Genomic DNA, 18,376 nt, shown 5'->3' with positions numbered 1-18,376 from the left:
GCTCAGCCCTTCTTCCGTTTGACGACGACGATCCTCGTCGTGCCGTTTCGGCCGTTGCGGCCGTTTTCACCGTTCCTCCCGTTGGCCCCCTGGATAACGATGAACTGCGGGCCTTCAGGCGGCCCCGGTGGCTGCTCGGCGAGCTTCGGACACTTGTCGAAGGACGGCAGCGGCTCGATGGCGTAGACGACCTTGTAGATGTCGGCCACCGCGGCTGTGGCCTTCCGGCTCGTGAGCGTCGTGGCCCGTTCGCAGAGCTTCTCGGCGACGTCGCTGACACCCTGCTGCGCGCACTCCTTGGCCGGGTCACTTGCCAAGACCTGCTGGTAGCCCTTGAGCGCCTGGTTGAGGAGCTCACCCTTGAGCGCCGTCTTGGCCGCCGCGCATTGCTTGTCGGCCAGCTTGGTCTGGACCTCGGCCGATTTGCTCTTAGCGCACGTGCTGCCGGGCTCGTCGGCGAGGATCGCCTTGAGCTCCTTCTGCGCCTCCTCGAGCTGGCCGTGATCGACGCGCTCCTGTGCGCTCGCGCAGGAGGCGGCCGCACTGGTGCTCAGGGCGAGCCCGAGCGCCGCCACCACGATGACCAGCAGCGGCACGATCACGTGCCAAGGGTCAAGGCGCATGACGACCGCAGATAGGGACCTTGACCATGAAACGGACCCTAAACAGACACGTTGACCATAAGCAAGCGGCTCCTGGCCATCGGAGGGGGACGTCCCGCTGCTGAGGTCAGCAACGGGACGTCGCTCGCTCAGCGGCGCTTCTTCTTTTTCTTGGTCTTCTTCTTCGCCTTCTTGACCGGCTTGGCCGGCTTGCGCGCGACCGCCTTGGCCGCGGGCGCCTTCGCGCTCGCAGGGGCGGGGGCGAGCGCGGGAGCGGCCGGAGCGAACGTCGCCGCCGCCGGACTCTCCGCAAGCGCCGCCGCGGGCGCCTCGCCGCCGGGACGGCGCACGGTCACGCCGCCCGCGGCGTAGGTCGGCACGTACTCGCCCGTCACCGCGCCGAACGTTCCGGCGACCGCGCCGCTCACGACGGCCACGTCGCCGCCGACCGCGGCGGGCGCGACGACGTCGAGCCGCCCGCCGAGCTGTGCCGTACCCGTCACCGCGACACGTCCCGCCGAGGCGGGGGTGAGCGTGGGCCGCAGCACCGCGCCCGCGGCCTGCACATAGCCGCCGGCGCTCAGCGTCGAGCCCGCACCCAGAGCGAGGACGCCCTGGTTGACGAACGTGCCCGCGACCGTCAGCGAGCGCCCGCCGGTCAGCTCCAGCACGCCGCCTGCGGCGTTGCGCAGCAGCCCGCCCAACCCGTCGGTGAGCACGGGCTGCGGACCGGTGAACGCGTAGTGCAGGACCTGCGAGCCGGCCCCAAGGGCGACGCGCGCCGCGTTCGTCTTCAGCGCGCCCGGGAGCAGGAGCGCCGCGCCGTTGCCGACCACGTACCGGCCGCCCGCGAGCGTGCCGGCGCCGCCCATCAGCGGGCCGCTCCAGTTCAGCAGCTCCGGCAGCTCGAGCCGGCCGTCGAGGACCTCGATCACGCCGTCGTTGTCGATCGACGCCCGCGCGAGGGCCACGCCCGTCCCCGTCTTGCGCAGCGTGCCGGTGTTGTGCACCAGGCCCGCCTCGCCGAAGCCGTAGCGGAACGCCGAGTCCTGGAGCTCCGCGGCACCGTCGAGCGCGAGCACGCCCGCGTTGCGGATCGAGGCGCCCGACGCCAGGAAGAGCGTCGCGTCGTCGAGCGTCAGCGTGCCGGCGTTGCGCAGCTCGCGGTCCTCGTCGAGCCCGACGTTGTCGGACACGACGCCCGTCGCGCCCGCGGCGAGCACGGTCGCGCCCGGACCCTCCTGGTCGCCGTCGGACCAGGTCAGCGTCCCGGTCACGGTCAGCGCGCCGCCGCCGGCGATGGTCCCGCCCGTCTGGCGCAGGCCCGCGAGCGTCACGGGCGCCAGCACGCGCAGCTCGCCGCCCGCGACCTCGGTGACACCCGTCAACGCCGTGCCCGCGTCCACGACCAGCACGCCGTCACCCAGCACGACGTCCTTGAACGTGCCGGTGTGGGTCACGCCTTCGGCGCTCTCGAGCTCGAGCGGCCCGTTGATCGTGCCGTCGTTGTCGACCACGACGCGCAGGTAGGACCCGCTGGTGCCGCCGGTCTTCGCGATCGTGCCCGTGTTGAGCAGCACCGCGTCGCCGTGGATGCCGGCGGCGCTGCCGCACGAGGTGTCGTTGGGCGTGTCGAGCTCGATGCGCCCGCCGTTGGTGATGCGCACGCCGTCGGCCACGCCGAGCTGGCCGCCCTTCTCGAGCCGCACCAAGCCGTGGTTGACCAGCACGCGGCCGGCGTCCATGGAGCCCGAACCGCAGCCGAACGTCCGCAACGGCGTGACGACGAGCTGGCCCGCCGCGGCGATGGTCGTGGTGCCCGGCCCGGACTGGCGCCCGCCGTCCACGCGCACGCGCCCGTTCACCAGCACGTCGCCGCGCAGCCGGCCCGCACGATGCAGCAGCGTGCCATCGATCGCGAGCGTGTCGCCGGCGCGCACCGTCAGGTCGGCGGTGAGCTCGACCGTGCCCGGCAGCGTGGCCGCGCCGGCCAGCGTACGCGCCCCGCCGAGCACCACGCGGGCGCCGGTGAACGTGCCCGTGTCCGGCTCGCTCGTGCCGTCCTCGAGCACCAGCTCGCCGACGGCGCCGTCGACCGTGCCCGCGTTGCGCAGCGGCGCGCCAAGCGTCGAGCTCGTGCCGGCGGTCTTGCGGATCGTGCCGTGGTTGTCCACGCGCTCGGCCGGCTGGTCGAAATCGTCGAACAGCGAAGCGCTGCCGCGCACGTCGATCAGCCCACGGTTCTCGAGCACGCGGCCCGTCGCCAGCGAGGAGATGCCGTTGAGGATCAGCGTGGCGCCCTGCGTGACGCGCGTCGTGCCCGGCCCGGCCATCTTGCCGCCCGTCCACTCCAGCGTGCCCGTCACGTCGGCGGCCGCGCCGACCGTGCCGCCCGTGAGCCGGGCCGCGACGAGCTCGACCGCGCCGTTGACCGTGGCGCCGGACACGACCGTGTTGCCGGCCAGCTCGGCGTCGAGCTCGAACGTCCCGGCCTTGAGCGCCGCGCCCGAGAACACGCCGGTCGAGACGCCCGTGCCGCCGCCGCCGAGCTCGACGCCCTGCACGAGCCCGTCGTTGTCGACCGCGGCCGTCGTCGTGCCCGTGCCCTTGTAGGTCCCGGTGACGCGGATCGCCGCCCCGCCCGTGCCGTTGATGGCGCGCGTGCTGTCGAGGGTTCCCTCGACGGCCAGCACGCGCCCGGCCGAGAGCGCCGTGTTGGCGGCGGTGTGCGTCAACGCGCCCGTCACCCGGGTCGTGCCCGCGCCGGTCATCTGCCCGCCCGACCACGTGAACGCACCGCCGAACACGAACGTGCCCGTGCCGCCGAGCGTGCCGCCCGACAGCGTCGTCGGGCCGCTGCCCGTCACGGTCCCGGCGGTGTTGACGGTCGCGCCGTTGAGCGTCACCGCGGTCAGCTTCGCGCCGGTCTCGAGCTCGAACGTCCCGCTGTGCAGCGTCGCGCCGGCGAACTCGCCCGTAGAGCCGGACCCGCCGCCTTCGAGCTCGACGTCGCGGATCACGCCGTCGTTCTCGACGGCCGGGAACAGCTGGACGACACCCGTCGCGGCCGTGCGCTTGATCGTCCCCGTGTTGCGGATCAGCGGCGTGGCGCTGGTGCCGCGGTTGATGTACTGGTTCGCGCCCGCCAGCTCCAGCGTGCCCTCGATCGCCAGCACGCGCGTGTCGTGCAGCGCCGCGTTCTTGGTGTGGGTGACCGTGCCGGTGACGCGCGTGGTGCCCGCACCGCCCATCACGCCGCCCGACCACGCGAACGGCCCGGTGATGTGGAACGTGCCGGAACCGCCGAGCGTGCCGCCGGTCTGCGCGCCGGTCGCCGTCACGGTGCCGGTCACGTCGACGGCGCCGCCGCTGATGGTCGTGTTCACCAGCTTCGCGCCGTCGGCCAGCTCGTGCGTGCCGCCGTGGAAGTCCGCGCCTATGAACTGGCCCGTGGAGCCGCTGCCGCCGCCCTCGAGCTCGACACCGTCGATCACGCCGTCGTTCTCCACGGGCGCGAACAGCTCGACGACACCCGTGGTGGCTGTGCGCTTGATCGTGCCCGTGTTGCGGATCAGCGGCGTGGCGTTGGTGCCGCGGTTGATGTAGGTCCCGCCCTCGGCCAGCTCCAACGTGCCCTCGATCGCGAGCACGCGGGTGTCGTTGAGCGCGACGTTCTTGGAATGCGTGAACGTGCCCGTCACGCGCGTGGTGCCGGAGCCGCCCATGAAGCCGCCCGTCCACGTGCCCGAGCCCACCGTGAGGTCGCCCGTGCCCAGCACCGCCCCGGCGAGCTCGAGCCGCGCGACGCTCGCCGCGGTGTCGAGCGTGACCTGCTTGCCGGTGGGGATGCGGACCGTGTCGCCGGGTGCCGGGACGCGGCCGAGGTCCCAGTTGGCCGCGGTCGTCCACGCCCCGCTGGCGCCCGTGTAGGTGATGTCGGCCGCCATGGCCGTACCGCCGCCGAACGCCATCAAGGCGCCGGCCAGACATGCGATCCGTCGCATCATTTTCCGTAGATCCCCATCTCTTGGTAGCGCTGGCGTGCGGTGTGGTTGCGGGTGTCCCACTGCTCCTGGTGCAATGCGTCCTCGAGGCCCTGCTCGAGGGCCTTCTCCGCCGCCTCGGCCGGCGTGATCGCGATCGGCTGGATGTCGTCGGCGAACCCGAGCGCGCACTTGAGCCACGCCAGGCCCTGCTTGGGCAGCGACGGCTCGCGCTGCTCGGCCTCGTAGATCTCGAACGCGTCCTCGGCGAGGTCGGTGGCCGTCTCGATCGTCTCGATGCCCTTGGTGAGGCGCTCGGCGCCCTGCGAGATCGGGTTCTCGACCGGGATCTCGGCGATCGTCTCGAGCACCTCCCCGCCTTCCTCGCTCTGCACCCACTCGACGAGCTTGTTGAACTGGCCGACGATCCGCTCGCTCGCGGTCGGCAGCTGCAGCAGCGAGGGGTCGATCTCGTCCATGCCGGACGGGTCGCGCTTGGAGACGGGATCGTTGCCGCCGTAGACGAACAGGTTCATGCCGCCGGTGTGCAGGATCGGGTCGCGCGCGGTGAAGCGGCCGCTGGCCGGCTCGTAGTCGCGCAGGCCGAAGCGCACGAGGCCGGTGACCGGGTCCTCGAGGCCGCCCGCGAAGCCGATCGGCAGCTCGAACGTTCCGGTCTCCTTCGCGCGGTCGCGCACGCCGAACGCACTGCGCTCGTAGGTCCGCACGACCGTGCCGTTCGCGTCCGTGACCACGCGCGGCGTGCCGACCTGGTCGGTGCCGACGTAGAAGCGCGCGCCGCCGCGCTCGACCGCGACCAGCAGCCCGGCGTGGTCGTAGAGGTACTGCGTCAGCACGCCACCGGTGCGGCTCGCGGTGACGCGGAACGGGCTGCTGGGCGCGCCGTAGAGGAACTCCGTGCGCACCCCGCCGGCCACGCGCGCGGCCATGCGGTCCGACGCGTCGTACTCGTACGTGACGGTCTGCCCGCCGACGGTGGCCGACAGGAGCTGGCCGCGATCCGCGTACGTGAACGTGTCCGTGCCGCGGCGGGTGAGGAAGCCGGCCTGGTCGTACACGTGGTCGCCCGTCATCCGGTCGTCGTCGGTGTAGGAGTGACCGGCGCGGTTGCCGTTGGCGTCGTAGGCGTACGCCTCGTTCGCGCCGCCCGTGACCGACTTGAGCTCCCCGTCCGGGAAGTAGGTGTAGTCGTAGGTCTTGGTGACGCCGTTGACGGTCTCGACGCGCTTGGTGATGCGGCCGGAGTCGTCACGCGTGATCGTGTTCTCGTAGCGCTTGGCGCCCTTGACGGTGAGCGTGCGGCCGCGCGGCTGGCCGTAGCCGTCGTAGCTGAGCGCGAGGTTCAGCGCCTCGTCCGTGATCGCGCTGACGGCGCCCAGCGGGCCTTCTCGCTCCCAGCTGAACGGCCCGGAGCCGTCGATGAAGCCGTCCTCGTCGTAGGAGAGCGCCAGCTTGGGCTGGCCCGCGAGCTGGACCGACTGCAGCTCCAGCTTGTCGCTGTAGTCGTACGTGTACTCGCCCGCGGCGGTCTGCAGCGAGCCGTCGTAGGCGAACGCGTCGGTGCGCGTGCCGCGCGTGGCGGAGCCGATGCGGCTCGTGCCGTCCGCGTAGGTGAACACCGCGTCGCCGACGCCGGTCAAGCGCCCGTCGGTCTTGCGGTTGAACGCGGTCGTCCCGCGGCCGGGGGTGGTGACCGACGTGGTGAGATGGTCGTCGTCGTAGGCGCGCGTGAGCGGCGCGACGCCCGGCGCCGTGTAGCCCGTCCGGTTCCCGGTCGGCGAGAACGCGTACGTGTGCGTCTTGCCGTTCGGCATCGTCACCTGGGTGCGGTTGCCGAGGTCGTCGTAGGTGAAGCCGTACGTGTGGTTGCTCGGCAGCTTGACCGAGGTCACGCGCTCGACGTTGTCGTAGCCGTAGGTGACGGTGTGGCCATCGGCGTCGGTGCGGGTGAGCATCCGCTGCGGCCGGTTCGGGTCGTAGGTGTAGGTGGTCTCACGATCGCCCTGGACGACCTTGGTGAGGCGGCCCTTGGCGTCCCACGTCAGCTTGCGCTGCGCGACGCCGGTGCCGTAGTCGTGCGTGACCGGACGGCCCTGGGCGTCGTAGCTCGTCGACAGCGTGCGGCCGGACGGCGAGGTCGTCGTCAGCGTGCGCGTCTCGCCGTCGTACTCCCGCCGGGACGTCCTGCCGTTGATCGCGCTCTCGTCGGTGAGCGTCTCGATGCTGAACGGGTTGGCGGGCTGCTTGAGCTCCACCGTCCGCTCGCTGGTGAACACCTTCGTGCGGCCCGCGGGCGTCGCCTGAGTCTTACGCGCGACGTACGGGGCGCGCATGCCCCAGCGAGGATCGCCGGCGTGCGTGCTCTCGGTCACCGTGCCGTCGGGCTGGGTGACGCGCGTGACGCCGTCGGCGCGGTAGTCCATCGTCGAGGTGGCGCCGGACGCGTCGGTCGTGATCGAGCGTGAGCCGCCGCCGGGCAGCTGCTGGGCCTCGAACAGCGTGACCTTGTTCATGTCGGAGGTGCGCTTGATGCGGTAGCCGTCGGCGGTCGGCTCGCGGCTGAGCGTGACCACCGATCCGCCCTTGTCCTCGTCGGTCTTCAGCCGGCCGGTGGCGGCCTCGTAGGTGAAGTGGGCGTCGTGGCCGAGCGGGTCCTTGAACGTCTTGAGCAGGCCGCCCGGGTGGTAGGCGAGCGTGTGCGCCTCGTTCTCGACGTTCTTGACTTCGGTGAGCAGGCCGCCTTCCACCTTCAGCGTCGTGCGCAGGTTGCCGGGCGCGACGATCGCGGTGGCGGTGCCGGCCGCGTCACGCTCGATCTGGACGACGTTGTTGTCGGCGTCGGTGACGGTGATGAGGCGGCCCGAGGCGTCGTAGCCGAAGGTCAGCCGCGGCCGGCCGGTGAGCGCGTCGAGCGTGCGCACGTGGCGGCCGGTGCGGTCGAACATGAACACCGCCGTGCCGTCCTGGTTCGGGAGCGAGAAGTCGGCGTCGACGAAGCCCGGGAGGCCCGGCGAGGCGCGGCGGATGCGCGCGTTGCCGGTGTCGGCGATCTGCACCGACTGGTCGGGCGCGACCGTCACGTCCTCCGGGAAGGCGAGCTGCGCCTGCGCGGGAGCGTTGCCGTCGCCCGCCTTGCCGCTGCGGCCCGTTCCGGCGAAGACGCTGCGCGTGCCGTCCTTGGCGATCTGGTGGACGCGGTGGTGGATGCGGTCGGAGACGTAGACCGTGCCGTCGTCGGCGACATCGAGGCCGTATGGCTGGTCGACCTCGGCCAGCGTCGCCGTCTCGCCCTGCGCGCTGACGCGCTGGACGCGGCCGTTGAGCGCGTCGGCGATGAACAGCGTGCCTTCGGCGTCGACCGCGACGTCGGTCGGGAGGTCGAGGTCGGAGGTGATGGTGTTGATGCGGCCGTCGGGCGCGACCCTCCGGATCCGATCGCGGCCCGATTCGGCGATGTAGAGCGTGCCGTCGGCGGCGAGCGCGAGGCCACGCGGCTGGTGCAGGCTCGCCTGCGTGGCGGGGCCGCCGTCGCCGAGCGTGTCGGGGTCGCCGCCACCGGCGAACGTGCTGACGTTGCCGAGCGGGTCGCGCTTGAGGATGCGTGCGTTACCGGTGTCGGAGATGTAGAGCGTGCCATCGTCGGCGACCGCGACGTCGCGCGGGGCGGTGACGGTCTCGTCGTCGAGCAGCGTCTCGACCTGGCCGTCCTTGGTGACCTTCAGGATGCGGTCGGCGCCGGTCTCGGCGACGTAGATCGCGCCGTCGGCGCCGGCGTCGGTGCCGCGCGCGACGTCGAGCGGGAACATCGTCGCGGGCTTGGACGGGTCCACGTTGCCGTCCGAGACGCCGACGGCGGTGCTCAGCTCGGACCGGATCGCCTCGGTGGTGACCTTCGAGCCGTCGCCGAGATACAACGTGCGCGACTGCGGGTCATAGGCGTGGTGGACGTCGAGCGTCCAGCCGCCGAGCGCGTCGCTGCCCGCGCCGAGCACGCCGACAGGGCGCTCCCACTCCTGCCAGGCGACGATCTCGCGGCGGGACTCGTCCTCGCCGCCCGCCTCGCTGCGGGTCACGGGCGCGCCGCCGAACTGGCCGAACGAGGCCTCGAACTCGGCCGGCTCGAGGTACTCGGCCGGGTACACGTAGCCGATCCGCACCTCCGCGTTCTGCGCGCCCTCGACCGTGCGGCCGTAGGCGTCCTTGCCGTCCCACTCGAACGTGTGCTTGAGGTTGCGACTCGGCACGAACGTCTGGCGGAACTCACGGCCGGCGACGTTGACCTCGAGCTCGATGCGGCGCAGGCTCGGCTTGATCGAGTCGCCCGTGAGCGGGATCTCGAGCCGGTAGGCCTCCTTGTAGCCGGGCATGCGGGCCGAGCTGTAGTAGAGGTCGAACGGCGTGCCGGGGACCGAGAGCTTCTCGCCGAGCGTCTGGTTGAAGACGCCGATGATGCTGCCCGCGGCCTGGCACTCGGGGCAGTACGCGGGCGGCGGCGGCGCCTCGGTGGGAGCGTCGCAGTCCGCGCGGCAGCCGTAGGGCCAGTTGTAGTCCCATGGCGTGAAGTGCTCGACCTCGACGCGCCACAGGGACTTGCCCGCCGGGTACTGCTGTGCGAGCTTGGTCCGCTCGGCGTCGTCGAGGAGGCGGTTGTCGGCGGCGCCGTCACCGTCGGTGTCGACGTTCGCGCGGCCGTTGGCGATCGACACGATCTTGATCACGACGCCGTTCTTGGACGGCACCCACGCGCCCTTGTCCTTGTCGTAGTAGGCGGAGGGCACGATCGTGCCGGCCTCGAAGCCGAGGAAGTTGTCGACGTAGGTCGTGACCGGCTTGGTGAACTTGACGTCGGTCGCGTCGGCTTCCACGGCCTCGTCGACGCTGAACTCGACGGCGTACGTGTAGGCGGAGGAGTCGGGGAGCTCGCCGGGCATGCGCTCCTCGCCGGCGGCGCCGACCGTGTACTCGGTCGCGCGGACCTCGAGGTCGCCGAGCGGCTTCGTCTGGCCGTTCGGCAGCTCCATCGTGGCGTCCGTGCCCGGCTCGAACATGAGCGTGGCCTGGCGCGGGCCGGCGTCGTCGGAGGGCGTGGTCTCGGAGGTCGCGACCTGAAGCGTGCTCGCCTTCTCCTCGATCTCGGTGACCTTGTCGTCGTACGGGGTGAGGACCACGTCCGCGATGTCGACGAAGTCCTGCCACGGGATCGACTCGGTGCGCTGGACGGTCATGTAGCCCTCCTGCTCGAACGCGAGCGTGAGGTCCGCGCCGCCGTTGACGGCGAGGTCGTAGCCGCCGTCCTCGCGGGTCGACGTGTAGCCGAGCTCCGAGTGGTCGAGGACGGTGACGCGCGCGCCCTTCATCGGCGTGCCGTCGGCCTTGAGGACCTTGCCGCGGATGACCGCGACCTGCCGGTCGGCGATCGTGCCCGGCTTGACCTCCTTCTGGATCGGGTTCGAGCCGGTGTAGAGGAACTCGGTGCCGTCGGCGACCGTGGTCGGCGTGCCCGGCTTGGGGTCGGGCGCCACGTCGGTCGGGTCCTGCGCCGGCGGGAGCGGGGGCTCGGGGAAGTCGGGCGTCGGCGTCGCGGTGACCGTCGGGGTGACGGTGACGGTCGGCGTGACCGTGACGGTCGGGGTGGCGGTGACCGTGGGCGAGACCGTCGCGGTCGCCGTCGCCGTCGCGGTGGCCGTCGCGGTGGCCGTGGGTTGCGGGCCGGGACCGGGCCCCGGGGCGGGCGCGGGCGCGGGTGAAGCGCCCCCCGCCGCCGGCGCGAGCGGCCCGCTCGGCAGCGGCGCCCCGAACGGCCCCGTCGGCACCGTGACGGGCGCGGATGCGCGGCAGTTGTTGCGCTCGTTGCTCTCGCGCACCTTGTTCTTCGGGTCCGCGCACGCGATCACGTGGTGCGTGCCGGCCGGCACGGTCAGCTTCAGTGTCGCCTGAGCCGAGCGCTTGCCCGCGAGCGCCTTGACCGAGCCGGTCGTGAGCGCGCGATCGTCCTTGCTCGCCTTCGCGTCCTTGGAGAGCGTGAGCGCGAGGGCCGAGCCCTTGGCCTTGCGCTTGCCGGCGTTCTTGACGGTGACCGTCGCCGTCGTGGCGGCGGTGATCTGCACCTTGCCGACCGACAGGTCAGGCTTGGCAGAGGCAGCATGAGCAGGGCTCGCGAGCAGCACGAACCCCGCGGCAAGCAGCACGCTTGCGCGGAAAGAAGTTCTCAAGTCGGCGTCCGTACCTGTGTGGGAGTTCCTGGGGAGTGCCCCGAAGGTTCCCGGAGTGCGCCGACGCAGCAGGGTGGGTTACCCACACTCCAACGGCGCGGGGACCACTACTCCTAAGGGTGTAGCCAACTGCGGAGCGTCAGCTCCGAATGGCGCTGACCTCGACGTCCGCGGCGAGCATCCGGGCGCGCGCCGGGTCCAGCACCCCCGCGCCCGGGACCTCCGCCGCCGCGGCCGCGGCGCCGACCGCGAGCGCGACGGCCTCGTGCCAGTCCGCGCCCGCGTCACGGGCGGTGACGAGCGCGCCCAGCGTCACGTCGCCGCACCCGACCGGATAGCGGCCGCGCACGGGCGGCCGCGCGCGCAGCCGCACGCCGTCGGTCGCGAGCTCGAGGCCGTCGGCGCCGCGGGTGATGCAGGCCACGCCGCCCGGCGGGCACAGCGCGGCGACGTCGGTCGAGCCGAGCAGGTCTCGGGCCTCGTGCTCGTTGATCTTGATCAGGTCGGGCTCGCCGAGCACGCCGGCGCGCAGGTCGTCGTCGCGAGCGTCGAGCGCCACCCGCGCGCCTGCCTCCCGCGCCGCGCCGATCAGCGTGGCCATGCCGTCCGCGGGCGAGCCGGGCGGAAGGGAGCCCGACAGCGTCACCCAACCCGCTCCGTCCGCCGCCGCCCGCACGACCTCCACCAGCGCGTCCCACTCGTCGGCCAGCAACTCCGGCGCACCCTCGTAGAACTCCGTCAGCTCCTGGCCTTCGCCCGCGACGGACACGCACACGCGCGGCTCGGCCTGCGTGCGCACGCTGCGCACCTCGATCCCGGCGGCCGCCAGCTCGGCCTCGATCCAGGCGCCGGAGCCGCCGCCGAGGGGTGCGACCGCGCGCACGTGGGCGCCCAGTGCCGCCGCCGCCCGGGCCGCGTTCAGGCCCTTGCCGCCCGCGACCGCGACGACCCGCGTCGGCCGGTGGATCTCCCCCACGACCACGGGTCCGCTCACCTGATGCAACCGGTCGACCGCCGGGGTCGGCGAGACACAGACGATCATGCCGTCCGCCGCTTGATCATGGCCCGGCCGGCGGCGATCAGGAGCGAGTCGTTGGCGCCCTCGCCGATCTGCGTCTGCGGCGCGTCCCGGCGCAACCGTGCGAGCTCGTCGCCCTCGGTGTAGGAGCGGCTCGCGGCCAGCCGCGACGCCTGCTCGACCGCCCACACCGCGCTCTCGGACGCCATCGTCTTGGCCGCGCTGGCCCGCTCGCCCGCCTCGGCCTCGCCGCCGTCGATCGCCTCGGCCGCGCGGCGCACGGCGGCCTCGACCACCAGCTGCCGCGCCCGCAGCTCCCCGATCCGCAGCGCCGTGTGGCTGTAGTCGCCGAGCACGCCCGGCCCGATCTCCCGCCCGGTCGCCTCGCCGAGCGCGCCCTCCAGCGCCCGGTCGATGATCCCGAGCCCGCGGCAGGCGACGTTCACGCGCCCGACGGAGAGCACGTCCACCATCTGCCGCGCGCCCTGCCCCTCCGCCCCGCCGAGGATCTCCGCGCCGGGCACGAAGTGCGCGTCGAACGTCCACGCCGCCGACTCGACCCCGCGATACCCGAGCTTGTCGAGCGGCTCCGTCTTCCACGTCTCGCTCCCCCGCCCCTCCGACGGGAGGACGACGCACGAGGGCCGCTCCTGCCCGGCAATCCTGGCGAGCATGAAGGTGAGCGGGAACGAGAACCCGCCCGCGATCCAGCGCTTGCGCCCCGTCACCACGAGCCCGCCCTCGGCCGGCTCGACCGTCGTCGCCAGCCGCCGCAGGTCGCTGCCGGCACCCGGCTCGGTGATCGAGAACGAGGACCAGACCTCGCCGGTCGCGATCCCCGGCAGCCAGCGTTGCCGCTGCTCCTCGGTCCCGTACCGGACCAGCAGCTGGGTCCCGAGCGCGGTGGTGTTCACCGCGCCGGTCAGGGAGATCCACCCCTGCGCGAGGGTCCGCCACACGTCGACCATGTCGGCCACCGGCACCGCGCACCCGCCGTACGCCTCCGGCACCAGCGCCCCCGGCACGCCCAGTGCGCCGAGCCGCTCGAGCACCTCCGCGGGCAGCACGTCGTCCCGGTCCCACTGCGCGACGTTCGGCCGCACGACGTCGTCGACGAGCCGGCGCACCGCCTCCTGATCGATCTCCTTCACGGCCCTTATTCAAGCTGGACGTGCGGCGCGCCGACACCAATCGCTGGTGTCCGCGTCCTCCTCCACCCTCGCCCGGTTGCTGGCCGCGTGCGCGATCGTGTTCGCCTGCTGCGCCGGCGGGGTGTTCGCCGTCGGGGCGAGCGAGTTGCACGCGACCGCCGATGCGCTCGAGGCGCAGCCGCGGATCGACCTCGCCACGGCGACGACGACCACCCGCCACGGCGCGGACACCGACGGCGAGGCCCGCACGATCCTGCTGATCGGCTCCGACCACCGGGCGAAGACGGCGAAGGCCAACGCGCGCTCGGACACGATGATGCTCGTGCGGCTCAGCCCGCGGGCCAAGGCCGTGACGGTGCTCTCCGTGCCGCGTGACCTGCAGGTCACGCTCAACGGCCGGACCGCCAAGGTCAACGCCGCCTACGCCCAGGGCGGCGCCGCGCTCACGGTCAAGACGCTGCACGAGCTGCTCAGGGTTGACATCGACCACGTGATCGACGTCGAGTTCTCCGGGTTCCGCGCGCTCGTCGACCAGCTCGACTGCGTCTACACCGACGTCGACCGCCGCTACTTCAACCGCAACGTTGGCACCGCCGCGACCAACTACGCCTCGATCGACATCCAGGCCGGCTACCAGCGGCTGTGCGGCCGCGACGCGCTCGACTACGTGCGCTACCGCCACGGCGACAACGACCTCGTGCGCGCCGCGCGCCAGCAGGAGTTCCTGCGCCAGGCCCGCGCGCAGGCGGGCGTGACGCAGCTCCTCGGCGACCGGCACGCGCTTCTGCGGGCGCTCGGCAAGTACACGCGCACCGACATCCGCGGCACCAAGGAGGTCACGGCCCTCGTCAAGCTCGCGCTCGACGGCGCGCGCAAGCCGGTGGTCCAGGTGCGCTTCCCGGCGACGATCGGCCCGTCCTACGTGACGGCCTCCCCTCCCGAGCTGCGCGCCGCGGTCCGTCGCTTCCTGCACCCGGTCACGAAGAGCGCCGCCCCGAAGCAGCGCTCGTCGGCGAAGCGCAAGACGTCACGCGTGCGCGTCCCCACGGGCGTGCAGACGCGCCGCGAGTACACGCTCGAGGACGAGCAGGGCGCCAAGCACCGCGCGTCGCACGTGTCCGTGCGGATCGGGCCGGGCGAGTTCTACGGCATCCAGACCACCGACTGGAGCGAGCCGCCGATCTTGGCCGCACCGGACGGCCAGCGCACCGTCGGCGGCCGCACGTACGACCTCTACTACGACGGTAAGCGCCTCCGGCGAGTCGCGCTGCGCACCGCCGAAGGCACCGCCTGGGTGTCCAACACGCTCACGCTCAGCCTGAGCAAGGCGCAGATGCTGGCGCTCGCCCGGCGCCTGCGCTGAGCAGCCCGCCGAGCGACGGACGCGGCCGCGGGTCCGGGTCGGGCACGACCGAAGCGCCGCGCGCGATGTAGTCCCACCGCGGTCCGTCGGACGCGATCCGCGTGACGCCGTCCAGGAGCCGGTCGACGTCGTCCGCGCTCGTCCCGACGCCGAGACTCGCCCGCACCGCGCGCGGCACGCCGAAGTGCGCCATCAGCGGGTGCGCGCAGAACGCGCCGTCGCGCACGCCGATCCCGTGCTCGGCGCTCAACGCGGCCGCCAGCAGCCCCGGCTCGACGCCGTCCACGGTGAAGCTGACCACGCCGACCCGGTCGCCTCCGTCCCACAATGCGAGCCGCCGCGCGCCGACGGCGTCCAGCCCGGCCACGAGCCGCTCGAGCAGCTCGTCCTCGTGGGAACGGATCCGCTCCCAGCCGGTCTCCTCGAGCACCATGACCGCCGCCGCCAGCGCGACTGCGCCGAGCGCCGCGGGCGTGCCGCCCTCGTGGCGCGCCGGGCCGGTCGTCCAGACGACATCGTCGGCCGTCACGCGGCGCACCGCACCACCGCCGGCCAGGTACGGGCGGCCGGCATCGAGCCAGTCGGAGCGGCCCGCGAGCACGCCCGCGCCGTAGGGCGCGTAGACCTTGTGGCCCGAGAACGCGACGTAGTCGACGTCCCAGGCCGCGATGTCCAGCGGCCGGTGTGCCGCCAGCTGCGCCGCGTCGAGCGCGACCCGCGCGCCGTAGCGGTGGGCGAGCCGCGCGATCTCCGCGACCGGCCACACCTCGCCCGTGACGTTGGACGCACCCGTCACGGAGACGAGCGCTGCGCCGCCGACACGGCGCAGCGCCGCCTCCAGCACCGCGAGCGCCTCCGCGGCGCTCGCGGGGAACCCGAGATCGACGACGTCGCCCCGCCGCCACGGCAGCAGGTTCGCGTGGTGCTCGCCGGTGAAGGTGAGCACCGTCGTGCCCGCGGGCAGCACGCCCGCGAGCAGGTTGAACGCGTCCGTCGTGTTGCGCGTGAAGACGACGGCGTCGTCCGGACGAGCGCCGACGAACGCCCCCACGACCTCGCGCGCCCGTGCGTACGCCTCGGTGCTCACGAGCGACGCGAAGCCCGCCCCGCGGTGCACGCTGCCGTAATACGGCGCCAGCTCCGCGACCGCGTCCGCGACGCGGCACAGCGCCGGAGCGCTGGCCGCGTTGTCGAGGTTCGCGTAGCGGACCCACTCACCGCCGACGAGCGGCACGTCGAGATCGCCACCGACGAGCTCGAGCAACCGGCCGCCGGCATGAGTGTGCGTGGCGGTCATCCGGCTACTTGGTGACCTTGATCGACTTGCCCGAGGCCTTGCCCGACAGGTAGTTGCCGTCGCCCGGCCAGGAGATCGAGACCTTCCAGGTGCCGCGCGCGAGCTTGGGCACCGTCACGGTCACGACGCCGTTCTTGAGCGTCCCGGTCACCTTCTTCGTGGTCTTACCCTTCTTGAGCGTGAGCGTGACCTTGCCCGTGGCCTTGGTCAGCCCCGTGGCGGTGGTGATCGTCACCTTGTACTTGCCGGCCTTCTTGCTCGTCGGCGCCTTCGAGACGGCACCCGCGACCTTGCTGGCCTTCACCTTGACCTTGACCGCCGGGCCGGGGCCCGGGTTGGCGATCGGCGTCGGGCCCGGGGTCCCGACGGGATCGGGGGTGACGACCGGATCGGGCGCCGTCACCGTCAGCGAACCGGTCTCGGTGAAGCCGAGCAGCTGGTCGTTGCCCGCGTAGGTGAGCGTGTAGTCGTACGTTCCCGCGGGCAGCGCACCGAGCGCGAACGTCGCGACCCCGTTGGCGAGCGTGGCCGTGGGCGACGCGACCGTCGTGCCGGCCTGCTTGAGGACGAGCGCGACGTCACCCGAGACGGTGCGCTCGTAGTAGTTGGAGACCTCGAGCGAGATCGTCGCCGCGGTGCCCTGCTTGACCGGTGCGGCCGTCACCTTGCGCGTCGCGACGGCCGCACCCGGAAGGCCGCCGAAGAACACGTCCAGCGCGTGCTTGGCGGCCGCGGCGCCGGCGATGCTGTTCGGGGTGGCGGCGTCGCCGAACGCGGTGCGGACCTGGCCCTTGCGCGTGTCGACCGTGCCCCAGGCCCCGGCAACGGTGGTGAGGTTCGGGTTCGTCTTGTCGGCGAGCCACGCGGTCCGCGCCTCGGCGAGCGTCTTCGGCGCATTCGCACCCAGGGCCGCGAGCGCGGCCGACAGGGCCGCCGGGCTGATGTCGGTCGGGCCGCCGGACGTGACCGTCACATTGCCCTGGGCGTTGGTGCCCACGGTCGCCGTCTCGTTGCCCAGGTAGTCACCGGCATCCGTGTACACGGACTGGCTCGGCTTGACCGTGTTGACGTCCGTCTGCCAGGTGAAGCCGGCGATCGCGGCGTTGATCTTCTGCCAGGCGGGGAGAGCCGTCGAGAAGCCGAGGTTGACCTTGTTCGGCTGCGGCTGGGTGAAGAACCAGTTCGACATGTACTCCGTGTGCGTGCGCGGCGGCTGCGCGTTGCCCTTGTGAATCCACTGACGGGTCACCCCGTCCTGGGCCCCGGCGCCGCTCTTGCCCTTGTAGGCGAACAGATACGGGACCTGCAGTCGCGCCTTGCTCTTGCGCGCCTGGCTGGTGTCACCGTGCGGGAAGTACGTGATCGCGTTGGTGTCGGTCGGCAGGTACTCGGTGACGAAATTGCCGAGGTACTGGTTGACGAGCTCGCCGTACAGGTAGCTGGCGAAGCGGCCGTTGCCCTGCGCGTCGGCGGCGGGCTCCGGATTGCGCGTCTGCAGCGGGTTCGGGGTCGCGCCCGTTGGGTTGCCGCCGACCTTGCCACCGTCGAGGACGGTGTCGAAGTTGTAGACCGTGACGTTGTTCTTCTGCGCCTCCTTGTTCACGAAGGGCAGCACCGCGCGCGTGTTCGGGCACCAGGTGCCGCCGAACAGGATCGCCGCGTCGGCGTCCGTCGAGTGCTCGAGGATGTCGACGATCTCGGGGTAGGTGACCTGGTTCACGCGCCAACCGCCGTCCGCGGCGGCGTTGTCGGCGGCCGTGAGGACGTCCGGGCCGATCCGGGAGGCGTTGCCCTGGGTGGCGACGCGCTGGCGCTCGTTGGCCTCCTCCTGCCACCACTCGAACTGGCCGACGGTCGCGAACGGCTTGTTCGCGATCGCCGTCGCGACCTTCGCCGCCGCCTGCGCGTCGTCGGTGAGGTTGACCCAGTCGACGACCTTGTCGTTGGCCGCGCCGTCCCTGTTGTTGGTGTTGTAGACGACGAAGAAGCTGTCCGCGACGTCCGCGGGAGCCGTGCCGGACGTGTAGTCGTAGAGCGGGTTGACGCTGTCGTTGACCTCGGTGGCGTGGCCGACGGTCGTGTCGACCGATTGGCCCTGATCGCCCGGCAACTTGCGGTCGGCCTTGACGCCGTTGCCCAGCGACTGCGCGAGCAGGTTCTGCCACGCGTCCCGGAAGCGGATGCGCGAGGACTCGATCAGCTTCAAGGCGTCCGCCTTGCGGATGTCGAGGTCCGGGACCTCGGCGGCACCCACGTTGACACCACCCGAGAAGTTCGGGTTGAACCAATAGACCTTCTGCGCGCCGGCGGCGCGCGCGGCCGCGTCGACGGCCACGGCCCGCGCCGCGAACGTGGCGTCGGTCGAGGGATCGCCGATCAGCAGCGCGAAGGTGCCCGGCTGACGCAGCAGATGCTGGAAGCGGTCGTAGGTGACCGAGTCGATCACCGTGTTGGCGGGAACGCCCAGCGTGCGCTGGAGGAAGTCCGCGCGCTGGTAGGAGGTGGTGGTGGCGGTGCGCAGCGGCGCCGCGTCGGCGGTCGCCGCGAACGGCACCACCGTGGCGGCCGCGACCGCCGCGGCCGCCGCGCGCCTCCATCGGGATGAAAGGGTCACGCTCTTCCTCACTTGCTCTCGTTGGGGTGGGTGCTGCACCCCCGCGCGGACCGGCGCAGGGGGAATCGACGCTCCCCCTGACCGGATGCCCTGGCGGCCGGCGGGGAGCGGCGGG

8 protein-coding genes are annotated in these 18,376 nt (G+C 72.5%); 1 reads left to right on the top strand and 7 read right to left on the bottom strand.

The genetic code is table 11. The annotated features are described in order from the left end of the window. Positions 1–2 precede the first annotated feature (2 nt). The 5 genes from OJ962_RS07330 to OJ962_RS07310 form a co-directional block, all read right to left on the bottom strand. Entirely contained in the window at positions 3–602 is a 600-nt protein-coding gene (locus OJ962_RS07330) for a hypothetical protein (RefSeq protein ID WP_270006267.1), read from the bottom strand. Between the two features lie 149 nt (positions 603–751). Beyond that, entirely contained in the window at positions 752–4,609 is a 3,858-nt protein-coding gene (locus tag OJ962_RS07325; protein ID WP_202957039.1) for a beta strand repeat-containing protein, read from the bottom strand. Continuing rightward, complete coding sequence (locus OJ962_RS07320) at positions 4,606–10,794, bottom strand: NHL domain-containing protein (RefSeq protein ID WP_202957040.1); 6,189 nt, start codon at positions 10,792–10,794, stop codon at positions 4,606–4,608. Before OJ962_RS07320 ends, OJ962_RS07325 begins: the two co-directional genes overlap by 4 nt. 163 nt (positions 10,795–10,957) lie before the next feature. After that, positions 10,958–11,860 carry a 1-phosphofructokinase family hexose kinase gene (locus OJ962_RS07315; protein WP_202957041.1) on the bottom strand — a complete coding sequence of 301 codons (903 nt, stop codon included), beginning with the start codon at positions 11,858–11,860 and terminating at the stop codon, positions 10,958–10,960. Further along, a complete protein-coding gene (locus OJ962_RS07310; RefSeq protein WP_202957042.1) occupies positions 11,857–12,987 on the bottom strand; it encodes an acyl-CoA dehydrogenase family protein in 1,131 nt (376 codons plus the stop codon). Before OJ962_RS07310 ends, OJ962_RS07315 begins: the two co-directional genes overlap by 4 nt. 46 nt (positions 12,988–13,033) lie before the next feature. On the opposite strand from OJ962_RS07310, the gene OJ962_RS07305 reads away from it, so the two are divergent. Beyond that, entirely contained in the window at positions 13,034–14,350 is a 1,317-nt protein-coding gene (locus tag OJ962_RS07305) for an LCP family protein (protein WP_202957043.1), read from the top strand. On the opposite strand, the gene OJ962_RS07300 is transcribed toward OJ962_RS07305, so the two are convergent. Together OJ962_RS07300 and OJ962_RS07295 are read right to left on the bottom strand one after the other, a co-directional pair. Next, positions 14,301–15,647, bottom strand: coding sequence for an aminotransferase class V-fold PLP-dependent enzyme (locus OJ962_RS07300; protein WP_202957044.1), 1,347 nt, complete (start codon positions 15,645–15,647; stop codon positions 14,301–14,303). The two genes, OJ962_RS07305 and OJ962_RS07300, sit on opposite strands and share 50 nt — an antisense overlap. Before the next feature lie 4 nt (positions 15,648–15,651). Then, the gene (locus OJ962_RS07295) at positions 15,652–18,261 is read right to left on the bottom strand and encodes an Ig-like domain-containing protein (RefSeq protein WP_202957045.1); all 2,610 of its coding nucleotides are present in this window, start codon (positions 18,259–18,261) and stop codon (positions 15,652–15,654) included. Positions 18,262–18,376: the final 115 nt, after the last annotated feature.

Origin of the sequence: Solirubrobacter deserti, assembly GCF_027587175.1 — a bacterium.
In the GTDB taxonomy this organism is placed as follows: domain Bacteria; phylum Actinomycetota; class Thermoleophilia; order Solirubrobacterales; family Solirubrobacteraceae; genus Solirubrobacter; species Solirubrobacter deserti.
Note: the sequence above shows the minus strand (reverse complement) of the source record. Positions and strands in the feature narration are given on the sequence as shown.